Annotated in this window: 20 protein-coding genes and 1 riboswitch; of the genes, 7 read left to right on the top strand and 13 right to left on the bottom strand. The window is 62.5% G+C overall.

Annotation, left to right across the window (positions count from 1 at the left end):
* Window positions 1-13: 13 nt before the first annotated feature.
* Window positions 14-403 carry a hypothetical protein gene (locus AC070A_RS30685; RefSeq protein WP_113736419.1) on the bottom strand — a complete coding sequence of 130 codons (390 nt, stop codon included), beginning with the start codon at window positions 401-403 and terminating at the stop codon, window positions 14-16.
* 162 nt (window positions 404-565) lie between these two features.
* Window positions 566-653, top strand: a riboswitch (glycine riboswitch).
* Between the two features lie 141 nt (window positions 654-794).
* On the opposite strand from AC070A_RS30685, the gene gcvT reads away from it, so the two are divergent.
* From gcvT to gcvP, 3 genes are read left to right on the top strand one after another with little or no spacing between them, the layout of a single operon-like run.
* Window positions 795-1,934 carry a glycine cleavage system aminomethyltransferase GcvT gene (gene gcvT, locus AC070A_RS30690; RefSeq protein WP_113479526.1) on the top strand — a complete coding sequence of 380 codons (1,140 nt, stop codon included), beginning with the start codon at window positions 795-797 and terminating at the stop codon, window positions 1,932-1,934.
* Between the two features lie 16 nt (window positions 1,935-1,950).
* Window positions 1,951-2,313: a glycine cleavage system protein GcvH gene (gene gcvH, locus AC070A_RS30695; protein WP_057250234.1), complete on the top strand. Its 363-nt coding sequence runs from the start codon at window positions 1,951-1,953 to the stop codon at window positions 2,311-2,313.
* Window positions 2,313-5,177: an aminomethyl-transferring glycine dehydrogenase gene (gcvP, locus tag AC070A_RS30700; RefSeq protein WP_093233055.1), complete on the top strand. Its 2,865-nt coding sequence runs from the start codon at window positions 2,313-2,315 to the stop codon at window positions 5,175-5,177. The genes gcvH and gcvP overlap by 1 nt, the downstream gene beginning before the upstream one ends.
* Window positions 5,178-5,341: 164 nt before the next feature.
* Here the strand turns inward: gcvP and AC070A_RS30705 are convergent, their stop codons facing one another.
* From AC070A_RS30705 to AC070A_RS30745, 9 genes are all read right to left on the bottom strand, one after another.
* On the bottom strand, window positions 5,342-5,770 hold the full coding sequence (locus AC070A_RS30705; RefSeq protein WP_093233054.1) for a response regulator: 429 nt from the start codon (window positions 5,768-5,770) through the stop codon (window positions 5,342-5,344).
* Window positions 5,771-5,780: 10 nt separating this feature from the next.
* Complete coding sequence (locus AC070A_RS30710) at window positions 5,781-7,286, bottom strand: sensor histidine kinase (protein WP_113479527.1); 1,506 nt, start codon at window positions 7,284-7,286, stop codon at window positions 5,781-5,783.
* A gap of 93 nt (window positions 7,287-7,379) precedes the next feature.
* Window positions 7,380-7,772, bottom strand: a complete 393-nt coding sequence (sufA, locus tag AC070A_RS30715) for a Fe-S cluster assembly scaffold SufA (RefSeq protein ID WP_057250226.1) — start codon at window positions 7,770-7,772, stop codon at window positions 7,380-7,382.
* Between the two features lie 98 nt (window positions 7,773-7,870).
* Window positions 7,871-8,251 (bottom strand): SUF system Fe-S cluster assembly protein, encoded by a 381-nt coding sequence (locus AC070A_RS30720; RefSeq protein ID WP_065373631.1) that lies wholly within the window; start codon window positions 8,249-8,251, stop codon window positions 7,871-7,873.
* 69 nt (window positions 8,252-8,320) lie between these two features.
* Window positions 8,321-9,562 (bottom strand): cysteine desulfurase, encoded by a 1,242-nt coding sequence (locus tag AC070A_RS30725; RefSeq protein WP_110878645.1) that lies wholly within the window; start codon window positions 9,560-9,562, stop codon window positions 8,321-8,323.
* Window positions 9,563-9,690: 128 nt separating this feature from the next.
* Window positions 9,691-10,971 (bottom strand): Fe-S cluster assembly protein SufD, encoded by a 1,281-nt coding sequence (gene sufD / locus AC070A_RS30730; protein ID WP_113479528.1) that lies wholly within the window; start codon window positions 10,969-10,971, stop codon window positions 9,691-9,693.
* Window positions 10,972-10,993: 22 nt separating this feature from the next.
* Window positions 10,994-11,749 carry a Fe-S cluster assembly ATPase SufC gene (sufC, locus tag AC070A_RS30735; RefSeq protein WP_057250217.1) on the bottom strand — a complete coding sequence of 252 codons (756 nt, stop codon included), beginning with the start codon at window positions 11,747-11,749 and terminating at the stop codon, window positions 10,994-10,996.
* A 79-nt stretch (window positions 11,750-11,828) separates the two neighbouring features.
* Complete coding sequence (sufB, locus tag AC070A_RS30740) at window positions 11,829-13,298, bottom strand: Fe-S cluster assembly protein SufB (RefSeq protein ID WP_058324151.1); 1,470 nt, start codon at window positions 13,296-13,298, stop codon at window positions 11,829-11,831.
* A gap of 150 nt (window positions 13,299-13,448) precedes the next feature.
* The gene (locus AC070A_RS30745; protein ID WP_110878647.1) at window positions 13,449-14,615 is read right to left on the bottom strand and encodes a cysteine desulfurase family protein; all 1,167 of its coding nucleotides are present in this window, start codon (window positions 14,613-14,615) and stop codon (window positions 13,449-13,451) included.
* 224 nt (window positions 14,616-14,839) lie between these two features.
* On the opposite strand from AC070A_RS30745, the gene AC070A_RS30750 reads away from it, so the two are divergent.
* Entirely contained in the window at window positions 14,840-15,517 is a 678-nt protein-coding gene (locus tag AC070A_RS30750; protein ID WP_057250211.1) for an alpha/beta hydrolase, read from the top strand.
* A 238-nt stretch (window positions 15,518-15,755) separates the two neighbouring features.
* Window positions 15,756-16,658, top strand: coding sequence for an alpha/beta fold hydrolase (locus AC070A_RS30755; protein WP_309140316.1), 903 nt, complete (start codon window positions 15,756-15,758; stop codon window positions 16,656-16,658).
* Between the two features lie 11 nt (window positions 16,659-16,669).
* On the opposite strand, the gene AC070A_RS30760 is transcribed toward AC070A_RS30755, so the two are convergent.
* Both AC070A_RS30760 and AC070A_RS30765 read right to left on the bottom strand, forming a co-directional pair.
* Complete coding sequence (locus AC070A_RS30760; RefSeq protein ID WP_113479530.1) at window positions 16,670-17,869, bottom strand: GGDEF domain-containing protein; 1,200 nt, start codon at window positions 17,867-17,869, stop codon at window positions 16,670-16,672.
* 135 nt (window positions 17,870-18,004) lie between these two features.
* Window positions 18,005-19,132: an anhydro-N-acetylmuramic acid kinase gene (locus AC070A_RS30765; protein WP_113479531.1), complete on the bottom strand. Its 1,128-nt coding sequence runs from the start codon at window positions 19,130-19,132 to the stop codon at window positions 18,005-18,007.
* A 98-nt stretch (window positions 19,133-19,230) separates the two neighbouring features.
* On the opposite strand from AC070A_RS30765, the gene tyrS reads away from it, so the two are divergent.
* The gene (gene tyrS, locus AC070A_RS30770; RefSeq protein ID WP_113479532.1) at window positions 19,231-20,484 is read left to right on the top strand and encodes a tyrosine--tRNA ligase; all 1,254 of its coding nucleotides are present in this window, start codon (window positions 19,231-19,233) and stop codon (window positions 20,482-20,484) included.
* A 51-nt stretch (window positions 20,485-20,535) separates the two neighbouring features.
* Here tyrS and AC070A_RS30775 read toward each other — a convergent pair whose 3' ends face one another.
* Window positions 20,536-23,928 (bottom strand): YhdP family protein, encoded by a 3,393-nt coding sequence (locus AC070A_RS30775; protein WP_113479533.1) that lies wholly within the window; start codon window positions 23,926-23,928, stop codon window positions 20,536-20,538.
* Between the two features lie 412 nt (window positions 23,929-24,340).
* Here AC070A_RS30775 and AC070A_RS30780 point away from each other — a divergent pair, with 412 nt between their 5' ends.
* Window positions 24,341-24,808 (top strand): peroxiredoxin, encoded by a 468-nt coding sequence (locus AC070A_RS30780; protein ID WP_058328241.1) that lies wholly within the window; start codon window positions 24,341-24,343, stop codon window positions 24,806-24,808.
* The last annotated feature ends 5 nt before the right edge of the window (window positions 24,809-24,813 follow it).

The following is a 24,813-nucleotide window of genomic DNA, read 5'->3' on the forward strand; positions in this document are numbered from 1 at the left end:
TGCGAGAGGAGGATTACGAACGCACAGGCGGCCCGCGCGAATGCGGCAGCAGGCGCAGATGCTGATGGGGCGTGGCGTTCTCAGCGAGAACCGGCGATAGCTGCCATTCGCCGGCATCGGCGCGAACGCTCTCGGTCGGCGGAACTGGCAGGAGGATCGAACCCGAGAGCCGGCAGGCTTCGCAGATCGGGGCCATCGATTGGCCCTTGCCGCTTTGGTGGTCGACGCCGTCCAGGCCGAAGCAGATTTCGGCCATCGAACCATCAGGCAGCTGATAGGCGGCGATCTCGGCCGGCGTCAGCGTCTTGGCCATGAGCGGCTTGTGGGCAAAGGCCAGGAAAACGAGCGCGAATACGGCGACGAGCCGCACTGCTATCCCGAATTTTCCTTCGCGCCCTGTCATGGTCATCCCCGGTATTTCACTTGGGTTATCCTCAACCGGAGAAGAATGCAAAGACAGAATTGCCGCACCCGCCCGGGCTGCGGCCTTTGGTCGTGCGACAAAAATGTGTTTCACCGCGACACCGCCCCCTTGCCAAGCTCCCGCCTTCGCCGTTATCTGGAGACGATCTTGTTGGGAGAAGCCGGCTCAAACCGGTGCCGAAGGAGCAACCGCCCCGGAAACTCTCAGGCCAAAGGACCAGCAAGGTGCCGGTAGGACTCTGGAGAGAAGCGTTTCAACGCTCGCCGAAGGGATAACAATCTCAGGCAAAGGGACAGAGGGGGCTCGAATCGACGGCGATTGACGCCGGAAGTGTGAGCCGGCGCGGGAGCGCCAGACCTGGAGGCCGGATTTGGAACAGAATCCCCATTTGAAACATACGCCGCTGCATGCGCTGCACCTTTCACTCGGCGCGCGCATGGTGCCCTTTGCCGGTTACGACATGCCGGTGCAGTACCCCGATGGCGTGATGAAGGAGCACCAGCACACCCGTGTTGCCGCCGGTCTCTTCGACGTTTCGCATATGGGCCAGGTCATTGTCCGGCCGAAGTCCGGCAAGATCGAAGACGCAGCGCTTGCGCTTGAAAAGCTGGTGCCGGTCGATGTGCTCGGCCTTGGCGAAGGCCGGCAGCGTTATGCGATCTTCACCAATGCCGAGGGCGGCATCCTCGACGACCTGATGATCGCCAACCGTGGCAACCACCTGTTCCTCGTCGTCAACGCCGCCTGCAAGGATGCGGATCTCGAGCATCTGAAAAAGGGGCTTGCCGACACCTGCGAAGTCACCATGCTCGACGACCGCGCGCTGATCGCGCTGCAGGGTCCTCATGCCGAAGCCGTGCTGGGCGAATTGTGGGCCGATGTCTCGGCCATGCGCTTCATGGACGTCGCCGAAGCCGATCTGCATGATATTGCCTGCATCATTTCCCGCTCCGGCTACACCGGCGAAGACGGTTTCGAAATCTCCATTCCCGTCGCATCCGCAGTGGATGTCACCCAGCGGCTGCTCGAGCATCCCGATGTCAAGCCGATCGGCCTTGGCGCGCGTGATTCGCTGCGTCTGGAAGCGGGTCTTTGTCTTTATGGCAACGACATCGACACCACGACCACGCCGGTCGAGGGCGCCATCGAGTGGGCGATGCAGAAGGCCCGGCGGGCCGGCGGCGCCCGTGAGGGAGGCTTCCCCGGTGCCGATCGCATCCTCGGCCAGCTGGCCGATGGCGCTTCGCGCCGCCGCGTTGGTTTGAAGCCGGAAGGACGCGCGCCCGTGCGCGGCGGCGCAAATCTGTTCGCCGATGCCGAGGGCAAGACGCCTGTCGGCCAGGTGACGTCGGGTGGTTTCGGCCCCTCCGTCGATGGCCCCGTCGCCATGGGCTACGTCGATGCCGGCCACATCGAAATCGGCACCACCCTCTTTGCGGAAGTGCGCGGCAAGTACCTGCCCATAGCGGTCGCCGCCCTGCCCTTTGTCAAACAAACCTACAAACGCTGATCAGGAGAGAGCGCACATGTTGAAGTTCACTGAGGAACACGAGTGGCTGAAGATCGAAGCTGGTGTCGCAACCGTCGGCATCACCGAGCACGCCGCCGGCCAGCTTGGCGACCTCGTTTTCGTTGAGCTGCCGGAAACCGGCTCGACCTTCGCCAAGGGCGATACCGCCGCCACCGTCGAATCCGTCAAGGCAGCCTCCGACGTCTATTGTCCGCTTGACGGCGAAATCGTCGAAGTGAACCAGGCGATCGTCGACGACCCGTCGCTCGTCAACAGCGATCCGCAGGGTGCTGCCTGGTTCTTCAAGCTGAAGCTTGCCAATCCCAGCGAAGCCGACGCCCTTCTCGAAGAAGCGGCCTACAAGGAGCTCGTCGCCTGATGAGCATGCCCAAGGATTTCACCTTTACCGACTACAAGCCGTATGACTTCGCCAACCGGCGTCATATCGGCCCGTCGCCGGCCGAAATGGATGAGATGCTGAAGGTCGTCGGTTACCCGTCGCTCGACGCGCTCATCGACGACACCGTGCCGCCGTCGATCCGGCAAAAGACGCCGCTTGCCTGGGGCGCGCCGATGACCGAGCGCGAAGCGCTCGACAAGATGCGCGAAACGGCCAACCGCAACCAGAAGCTCGTGTCGCTGATCGGTCAGGGCTATTATGGCACCATCACGCCGCCGGTGATCCAGCGCAACATCCTGGAAAACCCGGCCTGGTACACGGCCTATACGCCCTACCAGCCGGAAATCAGCCAGGGTCGTCTCGAAGCGCTGCTCAATTACCAGACCATGGTCTGCGACCTGACCGGCCTCGACGTCGCCAACGCCTCTCTGCTCGACGAAGCGACCGCCGCAGCTGAAGCCATGGCGATGGCCGAGCGCGTCTCGAAGTCGAAGGCCAAGACCTTCTTCGTCGACGAGAACTGCCACCCGCAGACGATCGCTCTCCTGAAGACCCGCGCCGAGCCGCTCGGCTGGCAGATCGTCATCGGCAATCCCTTCACCGATCTCGATCCGGTCGATGTTTTCGGCGCGATCTTCCAGTATCCGGGCACCTACGGCCACGTGAACGATTTCACCGGCCTGATCGCCCGCCTGCACCAGACCGGCGCGATCGCAACCGTCGCCGCCGATCCGCTGGCGCTGGCTCTGCTGAAGTCGCCCGGAGAGATGGGTGCCGATATCGCTATCGGCTGCACCCAGCGCTTCGGCGTGCCGGTCGGCTATGGCGGTCCGCATGCGGCCTATATGGCGGTCAAGGACGCGCACAAGCGCTCCATGCCCGGCCGCCTCGTCGGCGTATCGGTCGATGCGCGCGGCAACCGCGCCTATCGCCTGTCTCTGCAGACCCGCGAACAGCACATCCGCCGCGAGAAAGCGACGTCGAACATCTGCACCGCCCAGGTGCTGCTCGCCGTCATGGCCTCGATGTACGCGGTGTTCCATGGACCGAAGGGCATCAAGGCGATCGCCCAGAGCGTTCACCAGAAGACCGTGCGTCTCGCCATGGGCCTTGAAAAACTCGGCTATACCGTAGAGCCCGATGTGTTCTTCGACACGATCACCGTCGAAGTCGGCAAGCTGCAGGGCATCATCCTCAAGACCGCGGTCGCCGAGGAAGTGAACCTGCGCAAGATCGGCGAGACCAAGATCGGCATCAGCCTTGACGAGCGCTCGCGCCCGGTCACGCTCGAAGCCGTCTGGCGCGCCTTCGGCGGCGACTTCAAGGTGGAACAGTTCGAGCCGGGTTACCGCCTGCCGCAGCCGCTGCTGCGCACAAGCGAGTACCTGATGCACCCGATCTTCCACATGAACCGCGCAGAAAGCGAGATGACGCGCTACATCCGCCGTCTGTCGGACCGCGACCTCGCGCTCGACCGGGCGATGATTCCGCTCGGCTCGTGCACGATGAAGCTCAACGCGACCGCGGAAATGCTGCCGATCACCTGGCCGGAATTCTCCGAGATCCATCCCTTCGTGCCGAAGGAGCAGGCGGCTGGCTACCAGCACATGATCGAGGACCTGTCGGAAAAGCTCTGCGCCGTCACCGGCTACGACGCGATCTCGATGCAGCCGAACTCGGGCGCGCAAGGTGAGTATGCCGGTCTGTTGACGATCCGCGCCTATCACATCGCCAACGGCAACGGCCATCGCGACGTCTGCCTGATCCCGACCTCGGCGCACGGCACCAACCCGGCCTCCGCGCAGATGGCCGGCATGAAGGTCGTCGTCATCAAGGTGAGTGAAAACGGCGACATCGACATGGACGATTTCCGTGCGAAAGCCGAGCAGTACGCGGAAAACCTCTCGTGCTGCATGATCACCTATCCGTCGACCCATGGCGTGTTCGAGGAGAACGTGCGTGAGGTCTGCGAGATCGTGCACAAGCACGGCGGCCAGGTCTACTTGGACGGCGCCAACATGAACGCCATGGTCGGCCTTGCCCGCCCCGGCGACATCGGTTCCGACGTCAGCCACCTCAACTTGCACAAGACCTTCTGCATCCCGCATGGCGGCGGCGGTCCCGGCATGGGCCCGATCGGCGTCAAGGCGCACTTGGCCCCGTACCTCCCCGGCCATCCGGAAACGGACGGACATGAGGGTGCGGTCTCGGCGGCTCCCTTCGGCTCGGCTTCGATCCTGCCGATCTCCTGGAGCTACTGCCTGATGATGGGCGGCGAGGGCCTGACCCAGGCGACGAAGGTGGCGATCCTCAACGCCAACTACATCGCTGCCCGCCTGAAGGGTGCCTATGAGGTGCTCTACAAGTCGTCGAAGGGCCGCGTGGCGCATGAGTGCATCATCGACACCCGCCCGCTGGTCGAAAGCGCCGGCGTCACCGTCGACGACGTTGCCAAGCGGCTGATCGACTGCGGTTTCCATGCGCCGACCATGAGCTGGCCGGTTGCCGGCACGCTGATGATCGAGCCGACGGAATCGGAGACCAAGGCCGAGATCGACCGCTTCTGCGATGCGATGCTGGCAATCCGCGAGGAAGCCCGTGCGATCGAGGAAGGCCGGATGGACAAGGTCAACAACCCGCTCAAGAACGCACCGCACACGGTCGAAGACCTGGTCGGCGAATGGGATCGTCCCTACTCGCGCGAACAGGCCTGCTACCCGCCGGGCGCCTTCCGGGTCGACAAGTACTGGTCGCCGGTCAACCGCGTCGACAACGTGTTTGGCGACCGCAACCTCGTCTGCACCTGCCCGCCGCTGGAAAGCTACGCGGAAGCGGCAGAGTAACGTCAATAAAGCCGGCGGGGCGCTCGCTCCGCCGGTTTCCTCAGCGCCGTCCGGCGCCCGTGGCAGCGCGCAGCGCGTGCCCTCATCCAGATTGATTCCCGAAATCTACAAGGATCGACACCAGGACGTGACGCGTTCGTCCGCCCGCGTTTTTTGGCGCGCACTTACCGACGCGTGGTCATTCCGGGAGGCAGGATGGTGTTTTCAATCCAGAAGCGGACGAAGGCCTCGGCAAAGTGCCTGTAGCCGGCGACCGAAGCAGGTTTGGCGACATAGGCATTGGCGCCGGCGCGGTAGCAATGGAGCACGTCGGTCGGATTGCTGGATGACGTCAGCACGATGACCGGGATCAGGACGGTCGCCTGCCCCCTGCGGATGCGCCGCAGAAGCTCGATACCGTCGCTGCCGGGCATTTTGATATCCAGAAGCACATAGTCGAAATGGGTGCGGGCAAGCCGGGCGATCGCGTCGTCCGCATCCGCCGCCAGCACCAGATCGATGGTCTCGTCGACCTGTGCGAAGGCACGCATGACGAAGCGCGCGTCGTGCGCGTCGTCCTCCACCAAGAGCAGTCGCTTTGGCGTCGAGACCACCTGTTCCGCCCTAGTTTGCCTTCCGTAGCCGCCTCGGAAGAAGCACGATGAAACGTGCGCCTTCGCGGAAGGTGGTGTCAAGTCGGATCGAGCCGTCGTGGCTTTCGGCTATGCGCTTGGCAAGTGCCAGACCGATTCCCGTGCCGCCATAGACGGTCTCGTCCTTGTGCAGCCGCTGGAACACTTCGAAGATCCGCGTCGAAAAGCGCGGGTCGATGCCGATGCCATTGTCTTCAACCACCAGCTCAACAATCTGATCGGCGACGCCGCCGTGAATGCGGATCACCGGTTGGCGGTCGGCATGCCGATACTTGATCGCATTGCCGATCAGGTTCTGGACCAGGCGGCGCAGAAGCTCCGGGTCCCCTTCCACTTCCGGCAGGTCGCCAACCTCGAAGGTTGCCTGCGCGTCCTGTACGTCGCTGGCAAGTATGGTCAGCGTCTCGGCAACAATGTCTGTGAGCCGCACCTCCGTCCAATGGGTGATCCGGTGCGCGATCTGCGCATAGTCGAGCAGGCTGTCGATCACCCGGTTCATGCGTTTCACGCTGTCGCGCAGATGACGCGCATTCTCGGCGAGTTCAGCCTGGCTTCCTGCCGCCAGATCGTCCTCGATCATTTCGGAGAACATGGAGATGTGTCTGAGCGGCGCTTTGAGGTCATGGGAGACCGTCGCGGTGAATTGATCGAGGGCCTCGTTCTTGTGCTCGAGTTCCTGCCTCTGGCGCTCAAGCGCGAGCTCGGCGCGTTTGAGATCGGTGACGTCGACGCGTGCGACGACGGTGTTGCCGTCCTTCGCCTTGATATTCTCCACGCGCAGCCAACGATCGTCGGCATAGCGGTATATCTTCGGGCGACCATCGGGGTGACGGAAATCGCGCAGGCGCGAAGCGATCCACTCGTCGCCCTCGCGGGTGCCCGGCAAGGCATCGGGATAATGGCCGCCCTGTCGCGCCAGAAGCAGGATTTCTTCGGCCGTGATGCCGGGCTTCAGCGCTGCCCCCGCCGGCCCGCAGATTGCCTGATACGCCCTGTTATAGACGACCAGCCGCTCTTGCCGGTCGAAAATGGCAAAGCCCTCTGGCATCGCTTCCAGCGCTGCGTTGAGCATATTGGAAGCCTTCTGCCGCTCGCCCACAGCCTCCGTGAGATCGGAAACGTCGCGGATGATGCCGATGAGCGCCAGTTCCGCGCCCTGATCGTCGAGCAGCGGCGTCGTGCGAAGGTGGCCGGAAAATGTCGATCCGTCGCGCCTGACATAGAGATAGTTCGACGTCCGGGCCGCGGTTTCGTCCACGCGTGCCGCGCGGTTCCGCAGGCGCTTCTCGTATTCCGCGTCGTTGGCGTAGATCAGCCGCACCGAGCGATCGATGAATTCTTCGGCGGGATAGCCGAACTGGCGCAGGGCGGCATTGTTTGCGGAGCGGATGACGCGCTCGGCGTCGATGATGATCACCGGATCGGGAAACGTCTCGTAGAGCGCCTTGAAGACGAGATCCTCATTGAACGCCGCCATGCCCAATCCCCCGTTCCATGTTCAAGCATCTCAGCAGAAAAATGGCCCGGCGAAAACCGGGCCAACCTATCCGTTTGAAAGAATGGAGGAAATTTAGTTGGCGCGCACCACCGCATCGCCCTGTGCGGCCAGAGCCGCGAGGTCGGCGGGCTTCAGTTCGACCGATTCGCCACAGCCACAGGCGGACGTCTGGTTCGGATTGTTGAAGGTAAATCCGGAGCGCAGCGTCGTGACTTCGAAATCCATCTGCGTGCCAAGCAGGTAGAGCACGGCTTCGGGCGCCACCCAGACCCTGGCGCCCTGATGTTCGATCAGGTCGTCCTTGGGGTTGGGCTCGGTCACCAGGTCGACGGCATACTCCATGCCGGCGCAGCCACCCTTCTTGATGCCGACGCGAATGCCCTTGGCATCGGCACCGGCGCCTTCGACGATCGAACGGACGCGGTCGGCGGCAGAATCGGTCAGGCTCATTACGGCAAAGCCCATGGGCTCATTCTCCTTGTCGTCACCGGGGTAAAGGCCCGGCGCCTTACAGAATCAAATGTAGTATCCGTGCCTTAACGGATCAATATGCAGGTCTCGGCTCAGTACCAGCCGACCGCGACCTGCGCCTCCTCGGACATGCGGTCCGGTGTCCACGGCGGATCGAAGGTCATCGAGACTTCGACGCCCGACACGCCCTCGACGGCGCCGACGGCATTCTCGACCCAGCCCGGCATCTCGCCGGCAACCGGGCAGCCCGGTGCGGTCAGCGTCATGTCGATCTTGACCATCCGGTCGTCTTCGATGTCGATCTTGTAGATGAGGCCAAGCTCAAAGATGTCGGCCGGGATTTCCGGATCGTAGACGGTCTTCAGTGCGGCGATGATATCGTCGCTGAGGCGCGCCAGTTCCTCGGCCGGGATCGCCGAATGCACGATGCCCTCGCGAACATCGACCTTTTCTTCCGTTGCATCAAGGCTCATATCGGCCTCCTGGACTTTCTCTTTTGGTTCAAAAGACTACGAGAACTCTTTGAACCTTTTACCAACTTCTTAGGCGAAAAACTTGCGTGCATGCTCCAGCGCGTCCGCCAGTGCGTCCACCTCGGCCCTGGTATTATAAAGGCCGAAAGATGCACGGCATGTGGAGGTAACACCGAAGCGTTTCAAGAGCGGCTGGGCGCAATGCGTGCCGGCACGAACTGCGACCCCGGCACGATCGATGACCATCGAGACGTCGTGGGAATGGATGCCGGCGATCTCGAAGGCAAAGATGCTGCCCTTATCGGGCGCGTCGCCAAAAACCCGAAGCGAATTGACCGCCGAAAGACGCTCGCGCGCATAGGCTGTCAGGTCCGCCTCATGCGCCTGGATCGCTGCGCGGCCGAGCTTTTCCATGTAGTCGAGCGCATAGCCAAGCCCGATCGCCTGCACGATCGGCGGCGTGCCGGCCTCGAAGCGGTGCGGCGGATCGTTGTAGGTGACGTAATCTTCGGTCACCACCTCGATCATCTCGCCGCCGCCGAGGAACGGCCGCATCTCCTTAAGGCGGTCCATCTTGCCGTAGAGCACGCCGATGCCGGAGGGTCCGTAGAGCTTATGGCCGGTCATCACATACCAGTCGCAATCGATGTCCTGGACATCGACCGGCATGTGCACGGCGCCCTGGCTGCCGTCGACCAGAACCGGGATGCCGCGTTCGCGAGCGATGCGGCAGATCTCCTTGACCGGAACCACCGTACCCAGCGCATTCGACATATGGGTGATGGCGATGAGCTTGGTGCGGTCCGTCAGGCATTTGACGAAGTCTTCGACGTGGAACGCGCCGTTCTCGTCCACCGGCGCCCAGACAAGCTTGGCGCCCTGACGCTCACGGATGAAGTGCCAGGGAACGATGTTGGAGTGGTGCTCCATGATCGACAGCACGATCTCGTCACCCTCGCCGAGCTTCGGCATGCCGTAGCCATAGGCGACCGTGTTGATCGCTTCGGTCGAGGATTTGGTGAAGATGATGTTGTCGGGCGAAGGGGCGTTCAGGAAGCGGCGCACCTTATCGCGCGCCGCCTCATAGGCTTCCGTCGCGGCATTCGACAGGAAATGCAGGCCGCGATGGACGTTGGCATATTCGTTGGAATAGGCATGGGCCACCGCGTCGATCACGACCTGTGGTTTCTGCGCCGATGCGCCGTTGTCGAGATAGACAAGCGGCTTGCCATAAACGGTTCGCGATAGGATCGGGAAATCCTTGCGGATCGCTTCGACGTCGTAGGCAGGCACCGGTACGGAGTGTTCCATGTCTTTCAATCCAATTTCGCTACAGCGCCGCGCGTCATTCCAGACGCGCTAAGGTCGCTGTAACATGTTGAACTGCTGCATAATTCTATCCCTAAATCGCTTCCGAATTAAGGAATTACGCAATAGCCTTAGGCGTGCTTGTCGAGCCAGGTCGAGATGACGTCTTCGAGTGCCTCGACCAGCGCTTCGTGCTCTTCCAGCTCTTCGACGATCTCGGCGACGAAGGCGTTGACGAGCATCGCCCGCGCCTTGTTCTCCGGAATGCCGCGCGCCAGCATGTAGAAGAGCTGGGTGTGGTCGATGTCGGTAACCGTCGCACCGTGACCGCACTGGACGTCGTCCGCGAAGATCTCCAGTTCCGGTTTCGCCGACAGGTCGGCATCGTCGGACAAGAGCAGCGTGTTGCACGCCATCTTCGCGTCGGTCTTCTGGGCGTCCTTGGCGACCAGGATCTTGCCCTGGAAGACGCCCTTGGCGCGGTCGAACACGACGTTGCGGATGACCTCCGTCGAGGTCGTGTGCGGCACGTTGTGGCCGAGCGTGAAGGTCACGTCCGTGTGGCTTTCACCACCGAGCAGGTTGATGCCGCGCAGCTTGAAATCCGCGCCCTCGCCGCTCGTCTTGCCGTGGATCTCCTGGCGCACCAGCTTGCCGCCGGCATTGATGACGAAGAGATGCAGCTTGGCGTTCTTGCCGAGGTCGAAGCGGAGCTGGCCGAGATGGGTATCGGAAATGCCCTGCTGCTGCAGGATGATCCAGATGATCTCGGAACCTTCCGCAAGCGTCACGTCGCTGACAGACGAGACGAAGCTCTCGCCGGCATCGGTCGAAAGATGCCGCTCGATCACGGTTGCCTTGGTGTTGGCGCCGAAGGCGACCGGGAAGCGCGTATGCGCCTGGCCGAGGCTCTGCACCAGCTGGATTTCCAGCGGATCTTCCAGAGCAGTTTCAGCAGCCACGTCGATTTCGAGACCGCCGCGAACAAGACCGCCATTGATGCGGCCGATCGCGTCGTCGAAACCGAGAACGGCGAGGCCGGCGGCCGCCGAACCGTCGAGCAGGCTGTCGACATAGGAACGGACGGTCACGCCATCAGGCAGGCTACCCTTGACCTCAGCCTGGCCGTTGCGGACGGAAAGTACTGTCGAGCCCGGAACGAGCGCATCGACGCGATCGGCAAAGGCCGTCGGGTCGGCGGCCGGCACTGCGCGCAGCAGGGTGCGCAGGTCGGTATAGTGCCAGGATTCGACGCGGCGGGTCGGCAGGCCAGCCGTCTTCAGTTCGTGCACCAGCGTGTCGCGGACCGAGAGAACCGAACCATCACCCGGCAAATCGCCGATCTGCGCGGTATAGGCATCGACGAGCGCCGTCTCGGCGGCCGTCATCTTGATTGCCTGTTGCATATTCATTCGAACACTCCTTCAACAGGCGTCAAGCCGCGGCATCGATGATGTCGGCGTAGCCGTTGGCTTCGAGTTCGTGCGCCAGCATCTTGTCGCCCGACTTGATCACTTGGCCCTTGTAGAGGACGTGCACCGTGTCCGGAACGATATAATCGAGCAGGCGCTGGTAGTGGGTGATGACGACGACGGCGCGGTCCGGCGAGCGCAGCGCGTTGACGCCGTCTGCAACGATCTTCAGCGCGTCGATGTCGAGGCCCGAGTCTGTCTCGTCGAGCACGCACAGCTTCGGCTGGAGCAGCGACATCTGCAGGATTTCGGCGCGCTTCTTCTCACCGCCGGAGAAGCCGACGTTCAGCGGGCGACGCAGCATTTCCGGAGCGATCTTCAGCTCGGCTGCAGCTTCCTTGACGCGGCGCATGAATTCCGGCGTCGTCAGTTCGTCTTCGCCGCGATACTTGCGCTGCTCGTTCATTGCCACCTTCAGGAACTGCATCGTGGCGACGCCGGGGATTTCGACCGGATACTGGAAGGCGAGGAAGATGCCCTTGGCCGCACGCTCGGAAGCGTCGAGCTCCAGGATGCTCTCGCCGTTGTAGAGGATGTCGCCTTCGGTGACTTCGTAGTCTTCACGGCCCGAGAGGATGTAGGAGAGCGTCGACTTGCCGGAGCCGTTCGGGCCCATGATGGCAGCAACTTCGCCTGCCTTCACCGTGAGGTTCAGGCCACGGATGATTTCGGTGCCATCTTCGGCGATGCGGGCATGCAGGTTCTTGATTTCAAGCATTCTATCGTCCTCTTGGGAAACGAACGTTTGTTCGCGCGCAAACACGACGTGCGCGCCATTCAATATTCAGTTCACGGCCTTAGCCGACGGAGCCTTCCAGCGAGATGCCAATCAGCTTCTGCGCTTCGACGGCGAATTCCATCGGCAGTTCCTGGATGACTTCCTTGACGAAGCCGTTGACGATCAGCGCGATCGCCGCTTCAGTCGGGATACCGCGCTGCAGGCAGTAGAACAGCTGGTCCTCGGAGATCTTGGACGTCGTCGCTTCATGCTCGAACTGCGCCGTCGAGTTCTTCGCCTCGATATAGGGCACGGTGTGCGCGCCGCACTTGTCGCCGATCAAAAGCGAATCGCACTGGGTGAAGTTGCGGGCGTTCTCGGCCTTGCGGTGGGCCGAGACCTGGCCGCGATAGGTGTTTTCCGAAACGCCGGCAGCGATGCCCTTGGAGACGATGCGGCTCGACGTGTTCTTGCCGAGGTGGATCATCTTGGTGCCCGAGTCGATCTGCTGGTGGCCGTTGGACACAGCGATCGAATAGAACTCGCCGCGTGAACCGTCGCCGCGCAGGATGCAGGACGGATACTTCCAGGTGATCGCCGAGCCGGTTTCGACCTGCGTCCAGGAGATCTTGGAGTTCTTGCCACGGCAATCGCCACGCTTGGTGACGAAGTTGTAGATGCCGCCCTTGCCTTCCTTGTCGCCCGGATACCAGTTCTGCACCGTCGAATACTTGATCTCGGCCTCATCGAGGGCGACGAGCTCGACGACCGCGGCGTGAAGCTGGTTCTCGTCGCGCTGCGGCGCCGTGCAGCCTTCGAGATAGGACACGTAGGCGCCCTCCTCGGCGATGATCAGCGTCCGCTCGAACTGGCCGGTGTTCTTCTCGTTGATGCGGAAATAGGTGGAAAGCTCCATCGGGCAACGAACGCCCTTCGGCACGTAGACGAAGGAACCGTCGGTGAAGACCGCGGAGTTCAGCGTCGCATAGTAGTTGTCGGTCGTCGGAACGACGGAGCCGAGATACTTCTGCACCAGCTCGGGATGTTCGCGGATCGCCTCGGAGATCGACATGAAGATCACGCCGGCCTTCTTCAGCTCTTCCTTGAAGGTGGTGACGACCGAGACGCTGTCGAACACGGCATCGACGGCGATCCTCGACTTCTGCACGCCGGCGAGGATTTCCTGTTCCTTCAGCGGAATGCCGAGCTTCTCGTAGACCTTGAGAATTTCGGGGTCGACCTCGTCGAGCGACGTCGGACCGGTCATGCCCTTCGGCGCTGCATAGTAGTAGATGTCGTTGAAGTCGATCTTCGGATAGCTGACGCGGGCCCAGGTCGGCTCGTCGAGCGTCAGCCAGCGGCGATAGGCGCCAAGGCGCCACTCGAGCATCCATTCCGGCTCGTTCTTTTTGGCCGAAATGAAGCGGATGATGTCTTCCGACAGGCCCTTCGGGGCCTTCTCGACTTCGATGGTCGTTTCGAAGCCGTATTTGTACTGGTCGACGTCGATCTGACGGACCTGATCAATGGTCTCCTGCACGGCAGGCATGTCGTTCTCCAATCTTTCCGGATCCAAGGTCCGGTAGCTTGTCAACACGATGCGACTGAGCGCACCGCTTATGTAATGGCTAAAAGGCGCTTTTCACCCTGTTTGCCAAGCGGAAAATTGCTTTTCCGCAATTTCGTCCCGTCGCCCGCGTCAGGCGGCCTGCCCCGGTGCCCGGCGTCGTGCTGCTACCTTCGCGAAGGCGGCGGCGCAACGCTCGATGTCAGCCGCGGTCGTTCCCTCACCGATCGAGATCCGCAGCGCACCCTGACGCGGATCGTAGCCCATCGCCGTCAGCACGTGACTCTGTCCCACCTTGCCGGACGAACAGGCCGATCCGGCCGAAAGCGCGACGCCTTCGAGATCGAAGGCGATCTGTCCCGTCTCGGCTTTCAGGCCAGGGAGCGTGAAGAATGTCGTGTTGCCAACGCGCGAAACGTCGCGGCCGTGTATGACCACATCCGTTGCCGCTTTCAGCATCTCGCCTTCGAGCTTGTCGCGCAACGCTCCAACGGCGCTCATCCGCTGGCCAACGCCTTCGCCGACCTTTCTGGCGGCGGCGGCAAAGCCGGCAATCGCCACAGGATTTTCAGTCCCGGAACGATGCCCCTTCTCCTGCCCGCCGCCGCGGATCAGCGGTGCGGGCATCAACACCTCGCCGCGCGCCACCAGCGCGCCTGCGCCTTTCGGGCCACCGATCTTGTGCGAGGAGAGAATGAGAAAATCGGCGTTCAGCTCTTCGATCGCCAGCGGCAGCCGGCCCGCGGCCTGCACCGCGTCGACGACAAGTATACCACCTTTGGCGCGAACGATTTCGGCAATCTCGGCAATTGGCTGAATGATGCCGGTCTCGTTGTTGACCAGCATGACGGCGACCATCGGCAAGCCAAGTTCACGGTCATGCGCTGCGAGCAGCTCGCGAAGCACCTGAAGATCGACGACACCCGCCGAGGTCACCGGGATTTCGCAAACGGCTTCGCGCGCAAAGCGTCCGCCTTCGCGTATCGCAGGGTGTTCGATCGCCGACGCGTATAGCCGGCTGATCTTGAGCGGTGTGCGGCCCATGCGGAAATCGGGCGTCAGCACCAGATTGGCCGCTTCCGTCGCCCCGCTGGTAAAGATGACGCTGGCAGCTTTCGCACCGCAAAGGGCGGCCACATCACGGCGGGCATTTTCGATGAGCGTGCGCAGCGCACGGCCCTCGCCGTGGACGGAAGAAGGGTTGCCGACGAGGTCGAGCGCGAACAGGCAGGCCTCGCGCGCTTCGCTCAGAAGCGGCGCCGTGGCATTCCAGTCCATGTAGATGCGCGAACCCGACATGATTTCCTTCGCTAGACCAACAGGCCGCAAGCCGGCAACCTCTGGCGATGCATTTTCCTTGAATTTTCCGCGTCGCTTGCCTTAAGAGACGAAGCACAAGGCGGAATGCCCGCACAGAAGTTTTGAACGGTTCTAAACTAGGTTTTAGAAAAGCTGACTGCTTTCGTCAAGACTGATCGCGATCTGAACCCAAGATTCGAACCAGGAACACTCCCGGAGAGCCAATGCCCGAAATCATTTTCAACGGACCCGCCGGCCGCCTCGAAGGCCGTTATCAGCCTTCGAAGCAGAAGAGCGCCCCGATCGCCATCATCCTGCACCCGCATCCGCAGTTCGGCGGCACGATGAACAATCAGATCGTCTACCAGCTCTTCTATATGTTCCAGAAGCGCGGCTTCACCACGCTCCGTTTCAATTTCCGTGGCATCGGTCGCAGCCAGGGTGAGTTCGACCACGGCGCCGGCGAATTGTCGGATGCGGCGTCCGCGCTCGATTGGGTGCAGAGCCTGCATCCGGATTCCAAGAGCTGCTGGGTTGCCGGCTATTCCTTCGGCGCCTGGATCGGCATGCAGCTCCTGATGCGCCGTCCGGAGATCGAAGGCTTCATGGCCGTGGCACCGCAGCCGAACATCTACGACTTTTCGTTCCTGGCGCCCTGCCCGTCCTCCGGCCTGATCATCAACGGAGATTCCGACAAGGTCGCGCCGGAGAAGGACGTGAACGGTCTCGTCGAGAAGCTGAAGGCGCAGAAGGGCATTCTCATCACCCACCGCACGGTGCCCGGCGCCAACCACTTCTTCAATGGTCAGGTCGACGGACTGATGGGCGAATGCGAGGACTATCTCGACCGTCGCCTGAACGGCGAACTGACGCCGGAGCCGGCCGCCAAGCGCATTCGCTGACCGTTTGGTAGATTGAGCAGTAGAGCCGTGCGTTCTTCGGACCGCACGGCTCTTTTCGTTTGCGGCGAGCTTTGCGTACGTTTGAGCGCTGCGCCGCGTCGCTGTTACCCTCATTTAACTCCGAAGTCCGGTCGTCCTTCACCCGGTGGGGTGATTTCAGAGCCGCGCAAACGGCGTATGGTGCAAGTCTGAGCTGTTTAAAGGACGGCAGGGTTATTTGGAGTTGATCCGTTTGTCCGTGCTGGCGTGCGCGTCACGCCAGGCGCTTTTTTGGGGGATCGCGATGACGGGAATGTTGGGCGTTTCATTTGGCGAACCGAAATGGCAGACCCTTCCGGACACTCCGGCGCTTCCAGCGGCCACGCAGAACGGGTTCGTACCGGTATCGGGTGCGGAAATCTGGTACTCGGTCTACGGCACAGGCGAGCCCATCATCATGTTGCATGGAGGCCTGGCCAATTCCGACTATTGGGGGCGCCAGGTTCCTGAACTCGCCAAGTTCTACCAAGTCATCGTTCTCGACAGCCGCGGCCACGGCCGCAGCACCTGGGACAACCTTGTCGGTTACGACCTCATGGTTTCCGACGTCGTCGGGGTGATGGAACAGCTGAACATACCCAGAAGTGCCATTGTCGGCTGGAGCGACGGTGCCATTACCGGCCTCAAGCTGGCGATGCTGCATCCCGAGCGGGTCAGCGGCGTATTCGCCTTCGGGGCAAACAGCAACCCGTCCGGAACCTTCGATCTAACCAATAGCGCCATGTTCAACGCATACGAGGCCCGGGCCCGCGTCGAGTACGAGCGGTTGTCCCGCACTCCCGGCGGATACGCTGCCTTCTATGATCAGATGCTGAAGATGTGGACCTCACAGCCAAACATGACGGACCGCGATCTCCAGGGAATCCGGGTTCCCGTCTGGGTCGTGGATGGCGATCACGAGGAAGTCATCAAGCGAACGGATACACTGTTCATCGCCGACAACATTCCGAACTCCGGTTTGCTGATCCAACCGGAAGTCAGTCACTTCTCCCTCTTGCAGGATCCTGACCAGTTCACTCTGGACATTCTTCGCTTTCTGCAGGCGAAGGGTATCGGCAAGACATCCGGCGCGCTTGCGGACGCCAGTCCAATCTATGCTTGAGCCCGCGGCCCCTAGGGGCGACCGACCCACTGCGGCACGGTCGGATTGACGACCGTGGTCGGCGTCTCCGTGCATTCGACCCGATTGCGCCCGTTTGCCTTGGCCGAGTAGAGCGCCATGTCGGCGCGCTGCATGACGGGATCCAAGGCCTCGCCGCTGCCGACGGCGGTGACGCCGAAGCTCGCCGTCACGCGCGCTGCTTCCGGCAGGCCGGCGATTTGCTGGGACATGATGGCAGCGCGCATGCCGTGCGCGACGACGCGCGCTTCTGACAAGTCCGTGCAGGGCAGAAACACCGCGAATTCCTCACCGCCAAGGCGGCCTGCCACGGCACGGTTCGGCATGACGTCCATCAGCACCCGCGCAAAACGACGGATCACCTCGTCGCCGGAGAGGTGGCCATAGGTGTCGTTGACCAACTTGAAGCGATCGAGGTCGGCGAGGATAAGCGTGCCCGGCGTCTGGGTCGCACGCGCATCCAAGAGCGGCATGACGCGATCCATGAAGCCACGGCGATTGTAGAGCCCCGAAAGCAGGTCGATTTCCGAACGGGCCTGCACATCGTCAACGATGTCCTTCACCATCACGCCGAGCATGGCAAGCCCTGCCCCGACGATCAGCATCGCGCCGAGTGCCTGGGAAATGAGCGCGAATGGGCTCGAGACGTAGTCCTGGGCGGTGACGCCCGAGCCGGCCGCAACGGCGGCATAGATTTTCACGAGATAATAGAGCGAGCAGAGCGCCAGAAGACCGAAAAGCAGCCAGTCGGAGAACGAGCGTCGCCCCGAGCGCAGCACCACGGACGCGGTCCACACCTGGATCAGGAAGAAAGGCATCTGGTAAGGGATGGCGTGCTGCCAGGTGCCGCGCGGCAAATCGTAGATCTCCATGTCGAGCGCAACGCCCACGACGAAACACGCGGCAAGCACCGGCCAACGCACCGGAACCTGATAGAAGAGGCCGAGGCCAAACCGCAGGAGACAGAAGCCGCCGAGCACGCAGGCGAAGGCGCCGATGGCAAAGAGCCGCGGTGTCGACGAGAAGGGAACGATCGCTTCGCAAACGGCAGCAAGCGACGCGACGGTAAAACCGGCCGCGCACCACAGCGCCGCGCGGCGCTGTCGGCTCTTTACGGCAATGGTGAGGAATGCGACCGTGAAAATCTGCGCAATGATAAAGTTCACAGCCAGCAGAGAGATCGCACCACCCATCGAAGAACCCGAAACCTTCGTCCTGCGGCTAGCCGCCTTTCGCCACCTCCGGTGGTCGCGGAGGCCGATCCTAATTGGCCGATGCGAAGAATTGATTAATCCATTCGGTGGATAGCATATACCGTTTCGGGCCTATCAGCGAGCAGGTCTGGCGGCTTGTTTTCCGCCCGTGACAGGCCGCCCGACCCCGGTCGTTCCCGGATAGGTCAGCGGCAAGCCCTGCAGCGATCTTACGGCGAGATAGGCCCAGGCCTCGGCCTCCATGGAATCGCCGTTAAAGCCGGCGTCCTCCGCCGGCAGCACCGCTGCACCCTCTTCCTTGGCGAGCGCCGCGAGGTCGCGCATGATCACCGGATTGAGGCGGCCGCCGCCGCAGATGATGTAGGTCGATGGCCGCTGCGGCAGGTGTACGGCCGACTTGAGGATCGCCGCTGCGGTCACATGGGCAAGCGTGCGGGCGCCGTCGGCAAGACCGGCGTCGCTTCCCGTCGGCGGCGCAAAATCGTTTCGGTCGAGCGACCGGCGCTGCTTCGCGGTGAAAAAGGGATTGGCGAGGTAGCGCTCCGCGAGATCGGGAAGAACGACGCCTTCGCTCGCGATCATGCCGCCCTGGTCAAAGGGAATGCCGGCATGTGCCTCGACCCATTGATCGATCAGCGTGTTGCCCGGGCCGCTGTCGTAGGCGACGAGTGTCTCGCCCGCGCCGATGAAGGTCAGGTTGGAGATGCCGCCGATATTGACGAAGACGACCGGCGCCGAAAGGCCGGCGGCGCCCCGCGCCAGAGCGGCGTGATAGGCGGGGATCAGCGGTGCACCCTGCCCGCCATGCACCATGTCGTTGGCGCGCATGTCGTAGACGACGTCGATGTCCGTTTCGCCGGCAAGCAGCGGGCCGTCGCCGATCTGCACCGTCAAGGCCTCGTCGGGACGGTGCAGCACGGTCTGCCCGTGGAAGCCGATCACGTCGATGGCCGCCGGCGACAGGTCGTTTTGCTGCAGGAAGGCTTTGACCGCTTCGGCATGCCGCAGCGTCAGGTCGCGCTCAAGCTGCGACAGCGCGCCGGGCCTTTGATCCCGTTGCGTGATCGTCTTTGCGTCGACCAGTCCCTGCTTCAGCCGGTCGCGAAAGCGGGCGTCATAGGAAAAGCCGGCGGAGGGGCCGCGCTCGACGATGTCTTCGCCGTCGGTCCTCAGCATGGCGACGTCGATGCCGTCCATGCTCGTGCCGCTCATCAGGCCGATTGCCGTTCTTGTCCGTGTCATGCCGTCAACATTTCCAGAATCACTTTTGAAGTGATTATGCGCGGAAACAGTGCTAAACGCCCGTTCGTTCAAAAACTTCCCCGCAAGAGAGACAGAGCATGTCCGGTTTCAAGTCCGATTTCCTTCACACCCTCAGCGAGCGTGGTTTCATCCACCAGATCTCCGACGAGTCTGGCCTGGATGAACTGTTCCGGAAGGAAATCGTGACGGCCTATATCGGCTTCGACCCGACCGCACCGAGCCTGCATGCCGGCGGTCTCATTCAGATCATGATGCTGCACTGGATGCAGGCGACCGGCCATCAGCCGATCTCGCTGATGGGCGGCGGCACCGGCATGGTGGGCGATCCGTCCTTCAAGGACGAGGCGCGCCAACTGATGACGCCGGCGACGATCGAAGCCAATATCGCCAGCATCAAGACGGTCTTCTCCAACTATCTCACCTATGGCGACGGCCCCAAGGACGCGTTGATGATCAACAACGCCGACTGGCTGCTCGGCATCAACTACCTCGAGTTCCTGCGCGACGTCGGCCGTCACTTCTCGGTCAACCGCATGCTGTCCTTCGACAGCGTCAAGACGCGGCTCGATCGCGAGCAATCGCTGTCGTTCCTTGAGTTCAACTACATGATCCTGCAGGCCTACGACTTCGTGGAACTGCACAAGCGCACCGGCTGCCGCCTGCAGATGGGCGGATCGGACCAGTGGGGCAACATCATCAACGGCATCGACCTCGGCCACCGCATGGGCACGCCGCAGCTTTACGCGCTGACCTCGCCGCTTTTGACGACGGCGTCGGGCGCCAAGATGGGCAAGTCGGTCAACGGCGCGATCTGGCTCAACCCGGATATGCTGTCGGCCTATGACTTCTGGCAGTACTGGCGCAACACCGAGGACGCCGACGTCACCCGCTTCCTGAAGCTCTATACGACGCTGCCGATGGCGGAGATCGAGCGGTTGTCGAAGCTTGGTGGCTCCGAGATCAACGAGGTCAAGAAGATCCTGGCGACGGAGATCACCGCCATGCTGCACGGCCGCTCGGCCGCCGAGCAGGCGGCGGAAACCGCGCGCAAGACCTTCGAGGAAGGCGCGCTCGCCGACAACCTGCCTTCGGTCGAAATCCCGACCGCCGAGCTCGAAGCCGGCCTCGGGCTTTTGACGCTGATCGTGCGCGCCGGCCTCGCCGCTTCTAACGGCGAAGCCCGTCGCCATGTCCAGGGCGGTGCCGTCAGGATCAACGACGAGGCGGTCAGCGACGAGCGCCGCCTGATCGGCATCGGTGACGTCACCGCCGATAATGTCGTCAAGCTGTCGCTCGGCAAGAAGAAGCACATCCTCGTGCGCCCGGCCTAAGCCGAGCCACAACGAATAGACGACTGAGGCCGGCCTTCGCGCCGGCCTTTTTCATTGGAACTCGAAGATGCTGCGGAAGACGCCCGGCGCGATGATCGACAGGGGATTGACCGTCAGCTTCGGCTGATTGAAGGGGCCGTTGAGCTTGAAGGTGATGCCGAGCAGGCCACGATCGCGGCCATTGCCAAGCAGAACACCGATCAGCGGCAATTCGCCAAAGATACGGTTCAAGCCATAGGCCGGCATGAAGGTGCCGGTCATATCCATGATGCCGTTGTTATCGCGCACCGTCCCCTGGAAGGTCGCGCCGACGTCGGTGCCGCGCAACACGCCGCCATCGACGCGGATCGCGCCGCGGTCGAGCGCGAGCTGGGCGAAACCGCGCTCGAAGCGGGCCGAGCTCACGTCGATGTCGCGGCGGACGGCCTGGTTGAGGCTTCGCCCGTCGGCGCCTGTTGGCGTCGACACCATCGATTGCAGGCGTTGTTCACCGACGAGCTGGAACTTGCGGATGTCGACGCTCCCGCGCCAGGAACGCCCGCCACGATCGCGCAGTTTGAGATTGAGCAGGCCGCCGCGCATGTTCTGGTAGATATCGGCAAAGCGCGCCAGCGCGCCGGCGTCGCCTGCGGTCAGCTCAAGCGTATTATCGGCGCCGGCCTTGGCGATCCGGGCGACAAGTGCCTGACCGCTGCCGGTGACAGCCGAAAGATTGACGTCCTCGATCTGGCTGCCGCGTTCGGCATAGACCAGGTTCACATTCGACAGGGATTCGCCGTTGAAGCCAGTGACGCGATCGAGCTGGGCCTTGATGGTGATGTCGTCGCCGCCGCCCTGGCTCTGGTCGCTTCCCGCCTTCATCTGCGCGAGGATCGGCCTGATGTCTGCAGCGGCGCCGCTGAGCGTGGCCGTATAGCCCCCCTTGCCGCGGTCGACCGAAACCTTGAAGTCGTCGCCCTGGGCCAGTCGGACGTTGTCGAGGCGGGCGGAGACCAGTCCGCCACCGTCCACCTGCAGATCACCCCGTGCACCGAAACCGTCTCCGGCGACGGCAAAATCGGAGATGACGACGGTGTCATTAGACTTGCTCGCCGTGAAACGCGCCTCCGCCGGAATGCCGGCTCCTTTGCTCCAGCCGATCCACGGCAAGGACAGAGCGGCCTTTGCGAGCCCGATCTTCGCCTCTACCCGATCCTGATCGCCAATCGTCACGTCGGCACTGATCGGTCCGGAGACGATCTTCGACAGGCCCGGCGCCAGCTTCTGCCAGACACCCTGGTCCAAGGTGCCTGAAATCTCACGCGAGCGCTTGACCTTCGAATCGCTATCGACCGGTTCCGTCAACGCAATGCTGACCTTGGCGCCCTCCAGTTGCGCGTCGGCATCGAGCACGGCCTGCTGATTGTCGACCCGGAACGTTCCGACGAGGTCGGATACCGGCCGGCCATAGAACGCCCTGTTGACGCTGACCTTGTCCAGTTGCATCTCCACCTGCCACAGCGGCTTGGGCGGGCGCTGGTCCGAGATCAGGCCGAAGCGCGCACCGACAAGCGCGGTGAGAGGACCGCTGAAGTCCTCCGGCAGCAGCGACGTCTTTTGCAGTGCCTGGATCGGTTTGTAGGTGACGAGTTCGGCAATCGCATCCGCAGCACCTCCAACCTCGATCTTCATCTCCGCCATCAGCGGCTTGGTGTAGACATCGGGGAGGATGAAGTCGCCGCCGTTGAGCGCCACGGACCGTCCCGACGGGAAATAGGCGGTGCCCTGCCCGATCTCAACCGTCATGCGCTGGCCGCTCAGCTTGAACTTGCCGGAGGTGTCGCGCAGCGGCGGTATCTCGCCGGTTATGTTGATGCGGGTGTCGTCGATGTCGAAGTTGATGTTGAGCTCCTGTTCGTTGAGCTTCAACTCCCCTTCGTTGTTGGCAATCCGGCCTTCGGCAACTGACACTTCGATGCGCGCATTGGTGACTATGCCGCCGAAGAGGTTGCCGATCGCCCAACGGCGAGCGCCCTTGGCGATCCACCACGGCCACAACTGCTTGACGGCCGTCGCCTCCATGCGGTCGCTGACGGCGGCAAAGCTGATCTGCGGCGAGGTCTTGCCGAAGGCGACCGAAAGCGAGCCATACATCGAGCCAAGCGGGCTCGACACGGCGAGCTGATCGAAGATCAACCGGTGGGTGTCTGCGGTGAACCGGCCGCTTGCCTTGGCATCGAAGGTCAGCGGCTGATCGGTGACGTCTTCCGGGGCCGAGCTTGCGTTCTTCAGGAGGAGATCGATCGCGAAGCCATTGTCCGTGGCGCCGGCAAGTTTGTCGAGGTCGATGACCGCGCCGGTGAACGGAAAGGTCGAGCGGCCGATCTTGACGACCGATGGCAGGATCTCGACCGCGGAGCGCCCGAAATCATAGGCGATGTCCATTTGCGACGGATTGAGCGTCGAGACGAGGCCGCCGGCATGGAAGGTGCCCTTGGAGGTGCGCACTGCCACGCGCAGATCCGGCTTCGCCTCCCCGACTGCCCGCGTCGCGTTCAACGTCAGCCCTGCCGTCGCGTCGATGCCAAAGGCCTGCTCCGCACCCGACTTGCCGTGGTAGAAGAACGGCGCGAGAGGCAGATTGGTGATCGCCGCATCAAAGCCGGTCACATGCCCTCTCTGGCCAAGCGCGTCGGCGGTGATATCGACCTCGACACCATCGACGGTGGCGCTGCCCTTGACGCTCATCGAACCGCTGGCATCCCGGTTGAATTCGAGTGCGGAGGCGACGACCGGAACGACGCGGTTGCGGGCGCCGACGACGGAAAAACTGAAGTCGGAGAGTGTTACGGTCTGGCTGCCCCGCCCGGCCGCCATCTGCGACATGCGGTCGACATGGGAGAACAGGGCCTCGAGCGCATCGCCGACATCGGCGATACGGATCTTGGTGAGATCGAGCGGCTCGCCCCGAGGAAGGAGCCCGGTATCGAAATCGCCGCCTTCCGCTTCAAGGCTGGAGACGGCGATGCGGCCGGTCATCAGCGCCAATGGGTCGAGTGCGATCGAGATCGAGCGAAGCTTCGCGACGGGTTGGCCGGATGCCGCTTCGCTGAGCGCCACCTCGCGGGCCTTGAGCGCAATCGCGCCGCTTGCCGTCACGCGCACGACCGTGCTGCCGACGTCGGCGCGGTAGGCGTCTCCGAGCGCAGCATTGAGGGCCGTCCGGGCACGCGCGTTCAGCGTGCTGTCCATCATGCCGCTTTCGATCACGGTCACGAGGATCGCCCCTATGATGAGGGCGAGCAGGGATATGGACAGGGCAATCTTGGCACAGAGACGCAGCAGGGCGCGCTTGCGTGGTGCGTGCACGATCATGGGATCGTGAGCCTGCGCCGAAGGCAACGCATGCAGCGCGACGATGTCTTTCTTGCGAAAGCCGACTTTTTCGCCGCGGATCTCACTCATCAGCGCGGACGTCCTCCGTTCGATACGAGCTTTTTCGCCGCGCCTTCTTTTCAATCGTTGCGGACGGCTGGTTCTCGTTTCCTGTAGACCACATGTCGTCGTGCAGAGTCACCATGAGACGCGGGACCATGCTGTGGAAAGCCACCACCCTCAACGGGAATCGCGCGGGCGAGCGACTGCAACGTTTCGTAGCGGCTGACGCCGTCCGAAACCTGTCGAATCTAGCACAAATGCGCTGGACGGCAGTCGACGAATTTCGATATGCCCTACAGCGCGGCGTGCCTTAAGAGGCGCGCAGAAGTCGCTGTAGAACTTTGAGTTGCCGCAGATTTCGCATTGATCGGCAACGATCAAGGGCCACATGCAGTAGCGTCCGATTGTCTGCAAAACTTGGCAGAAGGAAGGTTTAATCATGGCAAGACCCGCTCCCGGAGATGTCGCTCCCGACTTCACCCTGCCGCGCGATGGCGGCGGCACGATCTCGCTTTCCGCCTTTCGCGGCCGCCCCGTCGTGCTGTTTTTCTATCCGAAGGACGATACGCAGGCCTGCACGCTGGAGGCGATCTCGTTCTCCGAACTTGCCGAAGAGTTTGCCGCAGCCGGCATAACGCTGATCGGCCTCTCCCCCGATTCGGTGAAAAAGCACGATCGCTTCGCCAAGAAGCACAACCTCACAGTGACGCTCGCTGCCGACGAGGAAAAGGCGGTGGTGACTGCCTACGGCGTCTGGGTTGAGAAAATGATGTACGGCCGCAAGTACATGGGCGTCGAACGCAGCACCTTCCTGATCGGCGCCGACGGCGTCGTCGTCAGGGTATGGGAAAAGGTGAAGGTCGACGGTCACGCCCAGGAGGTCCTGGCCGCCGCAAAGGCCCTCTGAGGAAA

The organism is Ensifer sp. GW101-20A05, from assembly GCF_059424735.1.